The following is a 15,220-nucleotide window of genomic DNA, read 5'->3' on the forward strand; positions in this document are numbered from 1 at the left end:
GCATGAAATTTGATGGAGGTGTTACCATTCGTGTTACATTCACGAATAGGCAATGTACAATCGCGTACTTTGCGGCTGACGAAGCCAAGTGAAATTGAGGAGCTTCTTATCGAAAGACCGCTTCGCAGAGGGTATGTGGCCATAGAGCCGACGATGGCCAGCATCTGCCACGCCGATCTGCGCTACTTCGGCGGAATGAGGAAGCCGGAGGTATTGGCCAAGAAGCTTCCCATGGCATTGCTGCACGAAGGCATCGGAAGAGTGGTCGAAACCAACGAAACGAAGCTTACCGTAGGGCAACGCGTAGTCATTGTGCCGAACTTACCAGGCTATCTGCTCCACGAGCTGGAGCGAGAGCAATGCTGTCCGGCATGCAGGAACGAAATCGAAGACAACTACTGCTACCGCTCGGAATTTTTGGGTAGCGGCACAGACGGAATCGCCCAAAGCCGGTTAGTTCTTCCCGAGCCGTGCGCCATACCGATTCCTCCCTCCGTCCCGGATGAAATTGCCGTGCTTACAGAGCTGTGCAGCGTTTCCTACCGGGCGGCCAGAAGCGTGAGCCATCTGTTGAATCGGGCGAAGGTAGCCGTGTTCGGAGACGGACCTGTCGGATATTTGACGGCAGCGATTTTGCACCATGCATTCGGGGTAGACAGCGACCGGCTTATGGTATTCGGAGCGATTCAGGAGAAGCTGGATCAGTTCTCTTTTGCCGAGACGCACATGGTTCAGACCTATGACTTCCATTCCGGCGAGAAGGCGGACATTGTCTTCGAATGCACAGGGGGCCGCTTTAGCGAAAGCGCAGTGAATCAAGGGATAAACCTTCTGAAGCCCGGTGGACATCTGATTGCCATGGGAGTGAGTGAGGAACTGGTACCGATCAACACGCGGGATGTGCTGGAGAAAGGGATTACGATTCACGGCAGCAGCCGCAGCTCGATACAGGATTTCCAGGATGTGCTTCAGGTGATGAAGAGGCAGGAATGTCAAGACACATTAAGAAGATTGCTTCCGGGGAAATTTACGGAGGTGAGCAAGGCAGAGGACCTCGCTGGCGCTTTGGAATCTGCCTTATCTCACAGGGACTGGAAAAAAACAATCCTGGACTTTCACTGGTGACACAGTGGAAGTCTTACCTAGGATTGTATCACAAAAGCCCGGCAGTTAACATCCGAAGTTTTTGGAGCGGCTTGTAAGCGCTTAATTACAACTAAAGATAAGGAGGCTGGCTCTTGGCATCGATTGAATTCGTGAAAGTGACGCAGTCTTTTGGCAATAACGTGATCATTCAAGACTTGAATCTCAAGATTGAAGACGGCAAATTTACCGTATTGGTAGGTCCGTCAGGGTGCGGGAAGACGACCCTTCTGCGCATGATCGCCGGTCTTGACCCGCATACCTCGGGGTCCGTTCTGATCAACGGCAAGGATGTGACCCGAACCGCTCCAGGCCAAAGAGGGGTGGCGATGGTGTTTCAAAACTATGCGATCTACCCCACGATGTCGGTGAGGGAGAACATAGAATTCGGCTTGAAGAATAATAAGGTGCCGAAGGAAGAGAGAACTCGTCTGGTGGATAGCATCAGTTCTACTGTTGGATTGTACGATTACCTTGACCGCAAGCCGTCTACCCTGTCCGGCGGGCAGCGCCAACGGGTTGCCTTGGCACGTGCTATGGTGAAGAAGCCATCCGTGTTTCTCATGGATGAGCCGCTTTCCAACCTGGACGCCAAGCTCCGGGTCCAGATGAGGATCGAGCTGATCGAGATGCATAAGAAGCTCGGCACCACCTTTGTCTATGTGACGCATGACCAAGTGGAGGCCATGTCGATGGCCGATACGATCGTACTCATGAATAAAGGGAAAATCCAACAGGAAGCGGCGCCGGAGGTGATCTACCGCGATCCGAGCAACCTGTTCGCGGCGCAATTCATCGGGGTTCCGCCAATGAACGTGGGGGAGCTTGGCACGGATGGGGCGAGCTTCGGATTTCGCCCGGAAAGCGCAGTTTTGTCTGCGGAGCAGGGAGAGCAGCATTATTCGATTCGCGGACAGATTGTCACCAGAGAGATGCTGGGCTCGGAAACAATCTACCAAATCAGGTCGGAGCGCCATTCCTTCATGGTGAAATGTACGGAAGACCTGTATTCCTCCGGTCAGGAAGTATATTTGGGTGTGGACGCCGACAAAATCTATTTCTTCGGGGCAGATGAGCAGCGAATTCGTAAGAACGACCCTCGCCATGACGACTATTTGAAAGCGCTTAGAGGACAGTGTCATGGATAAGAGAAGAATGTGGGAGCTGATCCGTCCTTATCTCATGGTCCTGCCCGCTATGACCGGTATCATTCTCTTTGTCATCTATCCTGTCATTTATTTGATCAAATTAAGCTTTTATAAATACAATCTGCTCAACAAGGATAAAAGCAAATTTATCGGCACGGACAATTTTACGCAAATCTTCACTCGTGAGGATTTCTATGCAGCACTCACCAATACGGTGGTTTATACGGTGGGGGTCGTTGCGCTGACCATGCTCTTATCGCTGCTCATTGCGGTGTGGCTCAATAAGAAGACTCGCTTGAATGCGTTGGTGCAGGCCGGGATTTTTACCCCGCACATCATCTCCATCGTATCGGTTGCATTGGTATGGATGTGGCTGATGGAGCCGAATTACGGGATGCTGAATTACTTGTTCAAGGCGATCGGTCTGCCGCCGTCGCAGTGGCTGCAGAGCTCCAAGACCGCGATGATTTCCATTATTATCGTTTCAGTGTGGCAAAACATCGGATACTACACATTAATTATCGTCGCAGCGCTGCAAAGCATACCGCCTACCATCTACGAAGCGGCTGCACTCGATAACGCCAGCAGATTCAAGGTATTTTATAAAATTACGCTGCCGCTCATTTCTCCGCAGCTGTTTTTTATCCTGATTATTATGACCATCGGTTCGTTTAAGGTGTTCGATACGGTGAAGATAATGACCGCAGGCGGTCCGAACGCGGCTACGACAACGCTCGTTTATTACATCTACGAATTCAGAACCAACAGTATTGGTTATGCTTCCGCTACCGGAGTGGTGCTGATGGCCATCATCGCACTGCTGACCTTCGTCTACTTCCGGTTACTCTCCAAAAAGGTGCATTACCAATAAGGAGCTAAGCTTGAATACGACAAAGGGGGGTAACCGTTGACTTTTGATTGGAAATACATGAGATCGGCCTTGGACGTTGTGTTGAAGGCTGCCATTCTGATGATATTCGTTTTTCCGTTCTTATGGATGATCTCCACCTCGCTTCAGACCTTCCAGGAGACAATGGCTTTCCCGCCGACCTGGATACCGGCATGGCCGCAATGGATCAACTTCGTAGAAGCGATGAGGGCCGGCCCTTTCTTAACCTATGCGCAAAATTCGGTCATCGTCACCTTCACGATCATTCTCCTGCAGCTGATCGTCATGGTCCCGGCGGCTTATGCGTTTGCCAAATACCGTTTTGCCGGGAAAGAGATTTTGTTCTCTATGGTGCTGCTGGCATTTATGATTCCCGGGCAGGTAACCTTCATTCCGGTCTACCTGATGTTAGCCGATTGGGGGATTATCGACACTCTGCTTCCGCAGATCATTCCGTTCATGTCCAATGCCTTCGGGATCTTCCTGCTGCGCCAGTATTTCATGCAGGTACCGCAAGAAATTATCGAATCGGCAAGGCTGGATAACAGCTCGGAGTTCAAAATCATATGGAAAATCATGATCCCGATGTCGATGCCCGCCTTGGCGACCATTGCTTTGTTCAGCTTCGTCAGCCATTGGAACGACTATTTCTGGCCGCTCGTCATGACCGACTCGGCTGCAGTCAGGCCGCTTACGATGGGAATCGCCATGCTCCGGGAGACGGAAGGCATCAGTAACTGGCACATTATTATGGCCGGGAACGTTGTGCTGGTGGTGCCGATTCTGATCGTATATCTATTCGCATCCAAGCAGATTGTAAGGGCGTTTGTGTACTCAGGAATTAAGTAAAACATGTTGGATTTCAGTTATAAAACTACTCATTGAGCGGAGGTTTTGATCCATGAAGAAAAAGTTTTCGACGGTTTTGATGGCAACGACGATGATATCCACAGTGCTCGCCGGCTGTTCCGGCGGGCAGCAGCAGCCGACTGGCTCTAGCGGCAGTACACCTGCCGCACCCGCTTCCTCAGCGACCCCTGCTGCTCCCGCTGCAGGCAGTAACGGCAAGATAACAGTGAACTTCTGGCATTCCCTTGGAGGAAAGAACGGGGAATATACTGACGCCATGATCAAACGCTTCAACGAATCGCAGAGCAAGATTGAGGTCGTAGGTACGTTCCAGGGGGGCTATGACGAGACCGTTACCAAGCTGCAGCAAGCCGTTGCGGCCAAGACGGCACCGGACGTGGCGATGCTGGAGCGAGCTTACGTTCAGCTTTTCGCCGACTCGGATGTGTTGGAGGACATGAACCCGTACTTCAAGAAGACCGGCATGAGCGTGGATGAGTTTACGCCGGGACTGATGGGGCATTCGACCTTTAACAAAAAGCTGGTCTCGCTCCCGCTCAACCGTTCCACCCCGATCCTTCATGTCAACAAAACGATGCTGGATGAGAAAGGGCTGGCCATTCCTAAGACGTGGGATGACTTGAGGAAGGTCGCGAATGCGCTTGTGATTAAGGAAGGCAATGAAATCAAAAGGTACGGCTACAGCATGCCTTACGATACGTGGTATCCAATCGCGATGATCAGCCAGGCAAAAGGCAAATTCTTCAACGATGCCGGAACGTCGATCGGCTTTACGAATGGCGAAGGGGTGAAAGCCTTCAAATTCCTCAAGGAGATGCAAGCCTCCGGAGGACTGTATTATCCGCCGCAGCAGGATTCGGGTAATATCGTCAACCAAATGTTTACAAGTGGTAAAATCGGCATGATGTTCCAGTCGACAGGTGTGATCGGCAGTCTTACCAGTAATGTAAAATTTGACTATGTCACGGCGTTCTTGCCGATGGACCAGGTATACGCCAACCCTACGGGCGGAGCGAACGTATCCCTGATGGCGGGCTCCAAGAACAAGGATGCGGCCTTCGAGTTTATTAAGTGGATGATGCAGGATCCGAAGGGCGGCCAGCAGTTCGTGCTGGATACCGGGTATTTGCCTTTCACCAAGAAGATGGTTGAGTCGCAGCAGATGAAGGATCTTTGGGCGAAGGAGCCGAACCGCAAGGTAGCATACGATCAGCTTCAATATGCCGTCGATACCAATAAGCACGTAGCTTGGCCTGCCATCATGCAGGAGTTTTTCAAAGGAATCCAGGCGATTATGTACGATAACAAGAACATCGAGTCGACTCTGGATACGTTCAAGAAGGAAGCGGAGCGTTTGCTGAAGCAGTAAGAGCCGGAAAAGGAAAGGATTGAGTTGACTATGATCAATCGTCTTGAGAATAAGAACTCCATCACCATTGCGGCACATAGAGGTCTGAAATGCGAATATCCGGAGAACACGCTCCTCGCTTTCCGTGAGGCGCTTGAGCTCGGAGTAGATATGCTGGAGCTGGATTTGCGGATGTCCAAGGACGGCGTCGTGATGGTCATCCACGATGCCACATTGGATCGGACAACGAACGGTTCAGGTCAAGTCAGCGACTATACGGCGCAAGAATTGAAGCAGCTGGATGCTGGCGGCTGGTTTCATCCCGTATTCGAAGGGCTCAAGATCCCTACCTTCGAGGAGTTCTGCGGCCTGCTTGCAGACTATCCGGATGTGCTGCTGAATGTGGAGATCAAGCCAAGCCCCGATGCCCGGGCGGTGGCCGATCAGGCGATTGCCATGCTTGAGCGTCACGGCTACCTGCCCCGATGCGTGTTCACCAGCTTCGACGCGGACATCGTCGCCTACATCCATGACCGGTATGGACTCAAAACCCAGGGCTTTCCGGGGGAACTGATGTCCAATTTTGCAGAGGGTCCCGATGGTACGTATTCGAAGATGTGGGCGGTTGGGATCAGTATGAAGCTGCTGAGTTCGCAGCTCGTGAAGCAATTTGAGGAGATGGGGATTCTCGCTTGGTCGTATTGCCCCGATCAGGATCAGCAGGTGTATGACTCGCTCGGATGCGGCGCCAACCTGATGACTGTGAACAACCCGTATCCGGCCATGAGCATTCGCAAGCAAATCGCGGCGGAAGCCGTTAATAACGGAGGTGCAGTATGAATTTTCATACGAAGAAGAAGCAAGGGAAACGGCGTTTGCTACTCTCCATGGTGCTAGGGCTGACAGCGGTAAGTTTGCTGCCTGTTGCGGCATCGACCAGTTTGGCGGAGCGCCCTGCGCTGGAGTCCAAGATGTTCGTTCTATCGGGGACGGCGAACGAGCTGTTCCGTGACAAGGCGCTTCATAACGGCACGGTGCTGCAATCGTTCGCCTTCGATAACGTGAACCAGCATATTTATGTCGTGCAGCTAATGGCAGGCGGACAGCAGCTTCCGGGCGAGACCGCACCGGTAAGCGGTGCCAACCGGGACAAGAACGGAGATTTGACGTTAACACAGCTGGATATGGAAGGGAATAAGCTCGGGTACATGTTCCTGAAGGGTTTTGGCCATGGTGTCCAGATCGGAGTGGAAACAGTAGGCGATAAGGCATACTTATGGACGGAAACGGATTCCGTAACGGAGGGCAGCAGCGGCTGGGGGACTCAGATTGCACGGTTCCCGTTCGAAAACGGCAAGATTCTCACTCCGAGCTCGCCTGAGCTGGAGAAGCACCGTTTAGTGGAAGGGGCGGACCGGACTACGGTCAATATCGATGCGGCGACCGGCCAGCTCACGATGCGCTATCGCAAGGACGGCTCCTTCCGCTTCGGGGTGTATCCCCTGGAGGAAGTGAAGAAGGGGAATTACACGCCGATAGCCGATGTGCCTCAGCCGACGGTCGGTACCTTCCAGGGCTTTGCGTCCTACGGCGGGTATCTGTATTTGCTCGAGGGCAATGCTTACGGCTCCAGCGGCTCCGTTGCACCGGAAGGGAATACTTACATTACAGCGGTGGATTGGAAAACGGGCGAAGTGCTCGATAAGGAACTGATGACAGCCGGCCAATCGCTCACCTTCAGAGAACCGGAAGGGATGGCGATCCGTATCCCGGATCTTAGACATCCCCACAAGGCGGAGCTGAGCTTCGGATTTGCTACCAACTTTACGCCGAACCGGTGGGCGAGTATCTACACATTAGATGAACTTCTGCCGGCGGAAGCGATCATTCACCGCAAGAGAGGAGACTGAGGCTAAGGGAATACTTGCCTCTTCCATAAAGGACAGCTGCCAAGCTTCACATATGGCAGCTGTTTTTTTATTTTCAAAACCACTTGCACAAAATATTTATATGCGATATATTGCATATAACATATTGCGTATAGGAGTGAAGCGGTTATGACCGAGAAGAAGGATTTGCGGATTCGGAGCAAGGTTATCAGCGAGGGGGTGAACAGAGTACCGAACAGGGCCATGCTGCGAGCCGTCGGCTTTACTGATGATGATTTTCGAAAGCCGATGATCGGCGTAGCCAGTACATGGAGTGAAGTGACCCCGTGCAATATGCACATCAATGAGCTGGCCGTGCAGGCGAAGCAAGGGGTTCGGGAACATGGCGGAGCGCCGCTTATTTTTAATACGATTACGGTATCCGACGGCATTTCGATGGGGCATGGAGGGATGCTCTTCTCGCTGCCAAGCCGTGAAGCTATCGCGGATTCGATTGAGATTGTTGCCGGAGCCGAGCGTTTCGACGGGCTCGTTGCCATCGGGGGCTGCGATAAGAACACCCCGGCTTGTTTAATGGCCATCGGCCGGATGAACCTTCCCTCCGTCTATGTCTACGGGGGAACGATTCAGCCGGGCCGTCTTGACGGCAGGAACGTCGATATCGTTACGGCTTTCGAGGCAGTCGGCCAATATCATGACGGGAAAATGACTGAAGAACAGCTCCATAAGATTGAATGCAGTGCTTGCCCGGGACCAGGCTCGTGCGGCGGGATGTATACGGCGAACACCATGGCTGCTGCCGCGGAAGCGATGGGGATGAGTCTCCCGGGGTCCTCTTCGACCCCGGCGATTTCTTCCCTGAAAGCAGCGGAATGTGCCGAAGCCGGGAGGCAGGTCTTGGCTTTGCTTGAGCAGGAAATCTACCCCAAAGACATTATGACCAAGAAAGCCTTCGAAAATGCGATTACATTGGTAATGGCCTTGGGCGGATCGACGAATGCCTTCTTGCATCTGCTGGCGATTGCGCATTCGGTTGGGGTGGATGTAAGCTTGGACGATTTTGAGCGAATCCGTTTGCGGGTTCCCCACCTTGCCGACCTGAAGCCGAGCGGTCAATATGCCATGCAGGATTTGAATGAGATTGGCGGTGTGCCCGGTGTGATGAAGCTGCTGCTGGCGGAGGGTCTTCTTCATGGGGAATGCCTTACGGTAACCGGCAAAACCTTGGCGGAAAATTTGTCCGAGGCTGAATCGCTTCCTGATGGCCAAGAGATCATACGTCCCTTAGGTCAGCCGCTTAAGCCGAGCGGACCGCTCGTCGTGCTGAAAGGAAATCTTGCTCCTGAGGGGGCCGTTGCGAAAATGTCAGGTATGAAGAAACAGCGTTTCGTCGGTCCGGCCAAGGTATTTGACAGTGAGGAAGCGGCAACGGAGGCGATAGTAAAGAATGAAATTCAAAAAGGGGACGTGCTTGTCATCCGTTACTGCGGGCCGAAGGGCGGACCGGGTATGCCGGAAATGCTGTCGGTCACAGCCCTTATCGTCGGCAAAGGACTAGGGGGAGAGGTTGCGCTGATCACGGACGGCAGATTCTCCGGCGGCTCCCATGGGTTTGTGGTGGGTCACGTCTCGCCGGAAGCACAAGTAGGCGGGCCGATCGCCCTGTTGAAGAACGGGGATATTGTCACCATCGACAGTGAAACGCAGCAAATCGCGTTTGATGTATCGGAGGAGGAGCGGGAGGCGCGTGCGAAAGCATGGGTGCAGCCTCCGCTGAAGGTATCCTCGGGAGTACTGGCCAAATATGCCCGGCTCGTCGCTTCCGCGTCCAAAGGGGCGGTCACGGATTTCATTGAATAATCGAATATATCCAAGGCCGCCGACTACCGGCAGCCTTGGACCAAATGATGCTAAAATGATACTCCGTAACAATAACTAGAACTCCTCGCTGTCATCCTCTTCCTCGATTGATTCTTGCTCGTGGGGAAAGCTCAGCTTTTCATCGTCATCCTCATCCGGCACCACCTGCGCCCATTCGTGCCATGTATTGATGCTATTGATAATCAAAGGAATAAGGTCACCCGATACCGGGTCTACATCCTTAGATTTCTTTTTCTTCTTGTCTTCCTTATTGGTCGGCATTGATGCGAATCTCGCTTTCAAATAAGCGGTGACCGATTCCTCAGAGCCCATGTTGCTTTGCTCGAACGCTACCGGATATGCCTCCTGCATCGTCATCAGGTGCTGGGCAATGACCAGGCCAACCCGCTCGGCCAGCTCTTCGTTAATCCCTTCCTCTTGCTCCTCGGTCAACTCCTGAGATTCTTCATCCATCTCATCCTCATTCAGCATGCCGTCGACGATCCGAATCCCGGGCTCGCTGTCCGGATCGTTATTATCAAGCAGGAACTGGATCACCGAATAATCGAGTAATCCCCACATGCTTTGGAGCGTTTCCGTTCGGTTCAGATTCGGAGCGGCCCCTTTTCCCGACCATGTGGTGTTACCGCTCTCCACATACCGAACCTTGGCCAGCTTATCGGGCTCCCCGCTCCCTTTCTCCATCCCTTTGCCCCTGTAAACGGCTGAGAGCGGCATCGTATTGCGAAATTGCAGGTAAGCGGCGACCCCGCCTTGAAAAATGCTTAGTGACATCATCGTCAGCTGGTTCTGCTCAAGTCCAACCAAAGATTCCACCAGTGCCTTCTTCGTTTCGAGTACCGTATTCGCTTCCTGAAAATTGGTTTTGGCAATCCCTTGCAAATCGTCTGTTCGGGAGTTTGTAGGAAGCCGATCCACATTATCCATCAATTGGTACAGGATTTCGCACGCCTCAAGAAAGGGCTTGCCGACCAGCTTCTTGCGCACAAGATCGCAATAAACCTCCCAGGAGGTGGCATGGCCACCGTCCTCGTTGCCGAATATCCCTTTCGGCCGATCGCCGATATTCAAGCTGGCCACCTTATCGACCATTCCATTGCCCGTGTCTTCTTGAATGAGTCCGGCCTGAACGGCGAATATCCCTTGAATCGGGGCTTGCTCCGAAGAAGGCTGGTTACTCCCGGTATGGTCATTCTCCAGTTTATCCGAGTCGGTCAGACGGACGGACACGCCAGCAACCTCGCTCACATGCCGTTTCAGCAGCTGTATCGCGGACCGGTTGCCGATCATTCGTTGTAAGGCATGGATTCCCCCCGACGCTTGACGGCTTTTCCCCCCTCTTGCCACCGCTTGCGGTGATGCTGCGGCAAATTTGCCGCGTTCTCTTCTTTCCTCAAACAAAGGATCGTCTCCTTTCCTGTGGCATGCAACAACTACTTCCTTATATTAACATATCATTCGAAAGATTCCATATCACAGCTTGAACTACTCTGTCACACTTATTGCTTCGATTTGATGGATACTATCATATAAAAAAAGGGAAGCTCGAAAGAGACACGCAGGAAATACGTATTGCATTTAACAGTTTTATCCACTAAAATTAGTAGTGAAACAGTAGTTGTACTAAATGAAACCGCTTCCTGTAATTCCTGCCTCTGAACTGCCGCATTGATTCAACGCCAGATGATCCCTAACGAGCTCCTTTACCTTGTTTTTTACTCATCAGCACTACAATGCGTAGTGGTGATGTTGCCAATCATACACCCATTTAAGGAGGCTTATTGTAATGAGCAGAAAAAAATGGTTATCGACCGCCGCTGTATTGACATGCAGCCTGATGTTTTCTACGTCGGTCGGATGGGCAGCAGGGTCAGTCAAATCGGATATGCCGGTTAAGGTAAACGGGAAAGACGCTTCGTTCGCAAGTCAAGCAATCTTGGTAGAGAGCAGCCTTTATGCTCCCTACGAGGCTGTGGCGAAGCAGCTGGGAGCCGAAGCGAAATGGGATAGCCGGACAAGCATGCTAACCTTTCAGAAGGAAAGCAATATTTTGGAGCTTACGGCAGGGAAGGCCTATCGGGTGAACGGTTTGGAGAGAGTAACCTCCACACCGCTGCAGGTCATAGACGGGGCTGTTTTTGTTCCTGTACGCCTGGCGTTTGAAGCCTTCGGTTATCAAATCGGATATGAATCGAAGACGAGGCTCGTCCAGATGAGTGCAGCCACGGATGCGAAGCCGGCTATTAAAGTGCACGGGATTACTCCCGGCGGGTACGTAGTCGGTAACGAGCTGAAGGTATCGGTATTCGCTTTTAACCATCTCTTGAAGGATTTCAATGTTGTCAAAGAAGCTAAGGCGGGTGAAGGCCATGTTCACTTGTGGCTCGATTCCGAGAAGCTCGATGCTCCTTCTGCAGTGAAAGCTTATAAGAATGAGGCGATTGTATTTAAGGACTTACGCCCGGGAGAGCACACGCTGACGGTTCAGTTAGTCGGCAACGATCACAAGCCGGTTGTGCCCGAAGTGAAGCAGGTAATCAAGTTTAACTCCGTGGATGTTTCCATCGCAGCGGACCTTGATCCGGAGAAAGCGACCGGAATGCGAATCGAAGGAATCATTGCGGACGACCAGCATCGAGTCTTTACTGTCGAGATGGACTCGAAGAAGCTGTACCGCATTATGGGAGAAAGCGGTAAGGTGGAAGTATTAACGGAGCTGCCCCGGATGGCTACGGGCATGGCTTTTGACGCGGCTGGCAATTTGTACATAGCAAGCGGCGGTATGGAAGGGGTTATTTTCAAAGTTAACAAACAAGACCTCATAGGCGATGCATTCGACACCTCTAAAGTCGAAACGTACGCAAGCGGCGTACAAGGCGCTAACGGTTTAACCTTCGATGCCAAAGGGAATCTTTATGTGAGCGGAGGGGCGAACGGAAATATTTATAAGGTCACGCCGGATGGCAAGGTAAGCACCTACAAAAGCGGATTGACTGCAGCCCGCTCCGTACAGATGATTACCGTTAACGGCGTAGCCTTCGGAAAGGACGGCAAGCTTTACGTGGCTAATACAAGCTCAGGCGAGGTGAGCCGGTTCGCGATCAACGAAGACGGCTCCCTGGGTGCTTCGGAGCTGGTAGCTCAAAGCGAGCTGTTATATGGTGCTGACGGTTTGACGATCGGTCCGGACGGGGATGTATATGTCGCGGCGAACGAACGGAACGCCATTGTTCGCGTCTCGCTTGACGGCCAAGTGAGGGAGGTAGCTCAAAACGGAAACAAAGGTCCGCTGGAGTTCCCGGCGAGCTTACACTTTGTCGGAACTACGCTGTATATCAGCAACTTTGACCTGCCGCGCGGGGAAAATCTCCCTAACGAACCGGGAATCGGATCTTCCGTCGCCAAAATCGAGTTCGCCGAAAAAAAATAAGCTGAAGAGAGTAAGGCATTCAAACCGATAATCGTCCTGCCGGACGCCGTTATCGGTTTTTCTATGTTTTGAGCGGAGTTCGAGAAGTTCCGCCGGAAGGGCGTCACATGTCCCCAACCAAAAGGGGCAAAGCTGCTAAAGTGCAGAAATCCACGGCCCCAAGTGAGGTTCAGAACGAGATTTGTGAGAATAAGCATCTTTGGGAGAGTACAAAGGCTGGAACGAGGGAAATGGTCTTGGAATGTTGTATATACGCAGAAATCTATATATCCCGAGAATTACAAAGGAGTCCATGGAGAGCCAAGCAAGGAGTGGATCCGAAAGTTTAATTTTTATACAACAATGAAATAGAGTGCAAGTCGGCTGATAACTCCGTGCATTAAAAACGGATGGTATATAGTGTAAATTGAAATAGAAAGATCTTATTTATACATTAGGAGGGGGCTTATGAAAAATATGGGCAAAGCATTCGTTGGTTCTTGTATTGCCGGCTCGATTCTCCTTTCGGGCTGCTCCGGGGGTCTGCCTGCGGCGGAAAACGCTAAGAACAATCCAGCTGCTATCAGCACAGACCCAGTAACCATCACGATGAGCATGGACACCAACATTGATGAAGATTTGATCACTCACATTCAAGAGCAAGTGAAGAAGAAGCATCCTAATATCACCCTGGAGCTGATCAAGCCCGGCAAAGGAACCAGTCTGGCTGAATTAATCACAGCAGGTCAAACGCCGGATCTTGTGCTTACCTACAACGGCAAGCTCGCTTCCTACCAAGACATGGAGCTGCTTTACGATATGACGCCGTTAGTGAAGCAGCATAATGTCGATTTAAGCCGGTTCGAGCCTTATATTTTGGAGGATTCCAAGATCGCCTCGACCAAGGATGAGCTTTACGGCCTTCCGATCAGTTTAAATTACCATGCTTTGTATTACAACAAAGATATTTTTGATAAATTCGGCGTTCCTTATCCGACGGACGGCATGACTTGGGATCAGGTGTTTCAGCTGTCCAAGAAGGTGACCGGTATGGATAACGGCACGCAAATACGAGGTTTTGATCCCGGCAACAGCGTCATCTGGGTTTCCCAGCCGTTAGGCATCGCCGCGGTCGATCCGAAAACCGATAAAGCCACCATCAACAACGATCAGTGGAAGCAAGTGTTCGAAATGGTGAAAGCGTTTTACTCCATCCCGGGCAATGAGCCGAAAGGCTCGGGGAAGGATGCCTTCCTGAAAGAGAAAACCGTCGCGATGTACACGGATTTGAGCATCATCAACGATTTGGAGCTAGCGTCAAAGAACGCATTGAACTGGGATATGGTGCAGTACCCTAGCTATCCGGAAAAACCGAACGTCTATGGAAATGCCAGCGTCAATATGCTGATGATTACGCAAACGAGCCGGCATAAGGATCAGGCGCTTCAGGTCATCAATGTAGCCATCTCGGACGAAGTTCAGCTAGAAAGCGCTAGAAAGGGGCGAGTCACTCCTCTGAAGGACCCCAAATTCAAATCTGAATTCGGCGCGGCCCGCGAGGTGCTTAATGGCAAAAATGTGCAGGGCATCTTCAAAAGCAAGCCGGTGAAATACCCGATAGCCTCCAAGTTTAGAGGAAAGGCGGAGAATATGGTCCGAAACAAATTTACCGAATATCTGAGCGGGAAAATCGACGTGAATACCGCTCTTTTCCAGCTGGAGGAAGAGATCAATAAAATGGTGCAAACCGAGTCGGTGAAGTGATTACAATTGATGAGTCCTGCGGTAGAGCGAAGGGCTCATCTTTAATTTTTTGGAGAACAGCCTGCTTAGGTAATAGCCGTTCTCGTAGCCGCATTGCTCGGCCACCTCTTCCACGGTAAGCGAACCGGTGATCAGCAAGGTACAAGCCTTCTGAAGACGAATGCGGGTAAGATACTCGCTCGGGGTCGTCCCGAGGGCAGCCTGAAATCTTCGAGTGAATTGCACAGGGTTCAGACCGAGTGAATCGGACAACGACTTCATACGGAAGGGCTCGGAGGCTTTCTGTTTGATTAAGGCTACGGCGTGTTCCATGAGCGGATCGCGGCGCAGAGGCTTTTCGATCTGAGGCTGCCCGGACTCGAAGCAGTACAAGTACAAAATGTCCTTCAGGTGAAGGGAAATCCAAGCCAAATGAAAAGGGTCTGTAAGGTCAGGCAGCTGCTTTATGCGATAATAATCCGAGGCGAGCCTGCGGGTATCTCTGATCGTAATTTTACCGACAGGCATCGATTCGTGGAAAGGCACGATAGGGTCACTGCCATTCATCCATTGAAACCGGAAGAAGAAGAAAGAAAGCGGTGTCAAGACTTCCCGATAAAAGGGAGCGCCGGGCGGGCAAACGACAATATCTCCGAATACGGCCGTTCCCGAATGCTGCATGATTTCGTACTCAAAAGCGCCGTCCTCGACGGCAAAAATGATCCATTCATTATAGGTATCCACCTTATACGAGAATTGCTGTTTTTGATCCCAATAAGTACATTGAATCAATTGGGGATGGAAAGACCAGAACGGTGATAAGGCCATCGTCACAACCCTCCAGCTTTGTTGAATTTGAAATTTTGTATTGATTATATATAAATACAGTGCATTTTAAAA

Annotated in this window: 12 protein-coding genes; 10 read left to right on the top strand and 2 right to left on the bottom strand. The window is 51.5% G+C overall.

The annotated features are described in order from the left end of the window. Nucleotides 1-30: 30 nt before the first annotated feature. The 8 genes from RAC89_RS31050 (at nucleotide 31) to ilvD (ending at nucleotide 9,147) form a co-directional block, all read left to right on the top strand. Complete coding sequence (locus RAC89_RS31050) at nucleotides 31-1,125, top strand: zinc-binding dehydrogenase (protein WP_306617553.1); 1,095 nt, start codon at nucleotides 31-33, stop codon at nucleotides 1,123-1,125. Between the two features lie 113 nt (nucleotides 1,126-1,238). Further along, a complete protein-coding gene (locus tag RAC89_RS31055) occupies nucleotides 1,239-2,291 on the top strand; it encodes an ABC transporter ATP-binding protein (protein WP_306617555.1) in 1,053 nt (350 codons plus the stop codon). Beyond that, nucleotides 2,284-3,162, top strand: a complete 879-nt coding sequence (locus RAC89_RS31060; protein ID WP_306617557.1) for a carbohydrate ABC transporter permease — start codon at nucleotides 2,284-2,286, stop codon at nucleotides 3,160-3,162. Before RAC89_RS31055 ends, RAC89_RS31060 begins: the two co-directional genes overlap by 8 nt. A gap of 57 nt (nucleotides 3,163-3,219) precedes the next feature. Beyond that, complete coding sequence (locus tag RAC89_RS31065) at nucleotides 3,220-4,029, top strand: carbohydrate ABC transporter permease (protein WP_306617898.1); 810 nt, start codon at nucleotides 3,220-3,222, stop codon at nucleotides 4,027-4,029. Nucleotides 4,030-4,081: 52 nt separating this feature from the next. After that, nucleotides 4,082-5,419 carry an ABC transporter substrate-binding protein gene (locus tag RAC89_RS31070; RefSeq protein WP_306617559.1) on the top strand — a complete coding sequence of 446 codons (1,338 nt, stop codon included), beginning with the start codon at nucleotides 4,082-4,084 and terminating at the stop codon, nucleotides 5,417-5,419. A 30-nt stretch (nucleotides 5,420-5,449) separates the two neighbouring features. Then, entirely contained in the window at nucleotides 5,450-6,238 is a 789-nt protein-coding gene (locus RAC89_RS31075) for a glycerophosphodiester phosphodiesterase family protein (RefSeq protein ID WP_306617560.1), read from the top strand. Beyond that, nucleotides 6,235-7,308 carry a phage baseplate protein gene (locus RAC89_RS31080; RefSeq protein ID WP_306617562.1) on the top strand — a complete coding sequence of 358 codons (1,074 nt, stop codon included), beginning with the start codon at nucleotides 6,235-6,237 and terminating at the stop codon, nucleotides 7,306-7,308. The genes RAC89_RS31075 and RAC89_RS31080 overlap by 4 nt, the downstream gene beginning before the upstream one ends. A gap of 147 nt (nucleotides 7,309-7,455) precedes the next feature. Beyond that, nucleotides 7,456-9,147, top strand: a complete 1,692-nt coding sequence (gene ilvD, locus RAC89_RS31085) for a dihydroxy-acid dehydratase (RefSeq protein WP_306617564.1) — start codon at nucleotides 7,456-7,458, stop codon at nucleotides 9,145-9,147. A 75-nt stretch (nucleotides 9,148-9,222) separates the two neighbouring features. On the opposite strand, the gene RAC89_RS31090 is transcribed toward ilvD, so the two are convergent. Beyond that, entirely contained in the window at nucleotides 9,223-10,569 is a 1,347-nt protein-coding gene (locus RAC89_RS31090) for a hypothetical protein (RefSeq protein ID WP_306617566.1), read from the bottom strand. Between the two features lie 385 nt (nucleotides 10,570-10,954). Here RAC89_RS31090 and RAC89_RS31095 point away from each other — a divergent pair, with 385 nt between their 5' ends. Then, complete coding sequence (locus RAC89_RS31095; protein ID WP_306617568.1) at nucleotides 10,955-12,598, top strand: stalk domain-containing protein; 1,644 nt, start codon at nucleotides 10,955-10,957, stop codon at nucleotides 12,596-12,598. Between the two features lie 447 nt (nucleotides 12,599-13,045). Then, nucleotides 13,046-14,341 carry an ABC transporter substrate-binding protein gene (locus RAC89_RS31100; RefSeq protein WP_306617570.1) on the top strand — a complete coding sequence of 432 codons (1,296 nt, stop codon included), beginning with the start codon at nucleotides 13,046-13,048 and terminating at the stop codon, nucleotides 14,339-14,341. Here the strand turns inward: RAC89_RS31100 and RAC89_RS31105 are convergent, their stop codons facing one another. After that, a complete protein-coding gene (locus RAC89_RS31105; RefSeq protein WP_306617572.1) occupies nucleotides 14,342-15,148 on the bottom strand; it encodes an AraC family transcriptional regulator in 807 nt (268 codons plus the stop codon). Between the last annotated feature and the right edge of the window lie 72 nt (nucleotides 15,149-15,220).

It is taken from the genome of Paenibacillus sp. GD4 (assembly GCF_030846225.1).
Lineage (GTDB): Bacteria > Bacillota > Bacilli > Paenibacillales > NBRC-103111 > Paenibacillus_G > Paenibacillus_G silviterrae.

Coding starts and splice junctions, on each gene's coding strand:
- RAC89_RS31070 (WP_306617559.1), top strand. CDS start 4,082: ATGAAGAAAAAGTTTTCGACGGTTTTGATGGCAACGACGATGATATCC.
- RAC89_RS31105 (WP_306617572.1), bottom strand. CDS start 15,148: ATGGCCTTATCACCGTTCTGGTCTTTCCATCCCCAATTGATTCAATGT.
- RAC89_RS31100 (WP_306617570.1), top strand. CDS start 13,046: ATGAAAAATATGGGCAAAGCATTCGTTGGTTCTTGTATTGCCGGCTCG.
- RAC89_RS31060 (WP_306617557.1), top strand. CDS start 2,284: ATGGATAAGAGAAGAATGTGGGAGCTGATCCGTCCTTATCTCATGGTC.
- RAC89_RS31080 (WP_306617562.1), top strand. CDS start 6,235: ATGAATTTTCATACGAAGAAGAAGCAAGGGAAACGGCGTTTGCTACTC.
- RAC89_RS31075 (WP_306617560.1), top strand. CDS start 5,450: ATGATCAATCGTCTTGAGAATAAGAACTCCATCACCATTGCGGCACAT.
- ilvD (WP_306617564.1), top strand. CDS start 7,456: ATGACCGAGAAGAAGGATTTGCGGATTCGGAGCAAGGTTATCAGCGAG.
- RAC89_RS31065 (WP_306617898.1), top strand. CDS start 3,220: ATGAGATCGGCCTTGGACGTTGTGTTGAAGGCTGCCATTCTGATGATA.
- RAC89_RS31095 (WP_306617568.1), top strand. CDS start 10,955: ATGAGCAGAAAAAAATGGTTATCGACCGCCGCTGTATTGACATGCAGC.